Raw genomic sequence first — 1,471 nt, 5'->3', positions numbered from 1 at the left:
ATCGAGATCCGCCCGATCCGATGGTCCTGATACTGCGAGAACCACATCGCCCCATCCGGCCCCGCCGCAATAACCGTCGGCCCCGCCCCGACCGAATAAAGACTCAACTCCCCACCAGCCGACCGCCGCCCGATCCCGCCCTCATGCACCAGCGTGAACCACAGCGCGCCATCCGGCCCGGACGCCACCGCATACGGCCCCGCCTTCGGCCCGCTCACCGGGTACTCCCGCACCGGAGCCTCGACCCAGTCCCCGATCCGGCCCAGCAGCGTCCCCGCCTCCGCCGACAGGTGGAAGGCGTGCGGCATGCCCTCGTACACATCGAGCTGCACACTCACCCCCGCCGCGTCCGCGGCAGCGGCAAAACGCCGGGCGTCGTCCAGCAGAATCTCGTCGCCGCCCACCGCGATGAGCAACGGCGGCAGACCGCCCAACTTGCCGTGGATCGGCGACTGCGGCGCCCCCGCCGGATCAGCCCCGCCCAAATAGTCGGCGGCAACAGTCGTAAGCACCGCACGGCTGATGACGTCCTTCCCGTCATTCGCCGTCAGCGACTCACTCGAGAGCGTCAGATCGGTCGACGGAGAGATGGCCACCGCCCCGCCGGGCAGCGAGCGCCCCGTGCGCTTCAGCTCCAGCAGCATCGAGAGAATCAAAGTCGCCCCCGCCGACTCCCCGACAAACAAAACCCGTTCAGCCGGAATCCCCCGCCGCAGCACCTCCCCATACGCCGCCAGCGCATCCTCCAGCGCCGCCGGATACGGATGCTCGGGCGCCAGCCGATACTCCACCCGCAGCGCGGGCCGCCGGGCAGCCGCACTGAAGTGATACGCGAGCACCCGCTCCCGCTCAGGATCGGTGTGCTGGAAGCCGCCACCGTGGACGTACACGACGGCGCCCTCCCCGGTCGCCCCCGGCGCGGTGACCCACTCGCCGTCGATCCGGGCGTCGGCCGGAAGCTCAGCGGTGAACAGCCCGCCCGTCCGGTCGCGTCCAATAGCAGCCTGCTCGGGCGTGGCCGGAATGGTGGTGGTCTGCACGGGTCCTCCAACATGGCGGCGGTGAGGCCGCAGGACTGCGACCTCACCACCACGATCGTTCGTCGGGGCACCCGACTGCAACGGCAAATCCGCGCCCTCAGTCCTCCGGGCTGATCCGCAGCTCCACCTCCACCGCCCGCGTCCCCACCAGCACACTCGCGCTCGCCGCGCCCAGCGCCTGTGAGGTGGCGACCAGCGTGTACGAGCCGCTGCCCGGAGCCGCCAGCTCGAAGCTCCCGTCATCGGCCGACCGCCCCTTGGCCAGCCGCCGCCCGGACGCGGACAGCAGCGTCAGCGCGCACCGCCCCAGCGGCACCCCGTACGCATCGCGCACAGTCCCGCGAATGGCAGGACCGCCACCGGCACTGGCACCGCCATCGCCACCGGACCACGGCTCCCCGGCGGCTGCCGCATCTGGCGGTGGAGCCGGC

2 protein-coding genes and 1 pseudogene are annotated in these 1,471 nt (G+C 71.6%); all 3 read right to left on the bottom strand.

Annotated features, from left to right (window positions below):
- Positions 1 to 269, bottom strand: a 269-nt coding sequence (locus G5C51_RS44205; protein ID WP_420824920.1) for a Vgb family protein, incomplete at its 3' end; no start/stop codon positions are given.
- Positions 270 to 350: 81 nt separating this feature from the next.
- A pseudogene (locus tag G5C51_RS44200) lies at positions 351 to 839 on the bottom strand (alpha/beta hydrolase fold domain-containing protein); the annotation flags it as partial.
- 298 nt (positions 840 to 1,137) lie between these two features.
- Positions 1,138 to 1,374, bottom strand: a complete 237-nt coding sequence (locus G5C51_RS43890) for a hypothetical protein (RefSeq protein WP_338118513.1) — start codon at positions 1,372 to 1,374, stop codon at positions 1,138 to 1,140.
- Between the last annotated feature and the right edge of the window lie 97 nt (positions 1,375 to 1,471).

It is taken from the genome of Streptomyces coryli (assembly GCF_011044975.1).
GTDB classification, from domain to species: domain Bacteria; phylum Actinomycetota; class Actinomycetes; order Streptomycetales; family Streptomycetaceae; genus Streptomyces; species Streptomyces coryli.
This window is presented reverse-complemented; position numbering and strand designations above follow the sequence as displayed.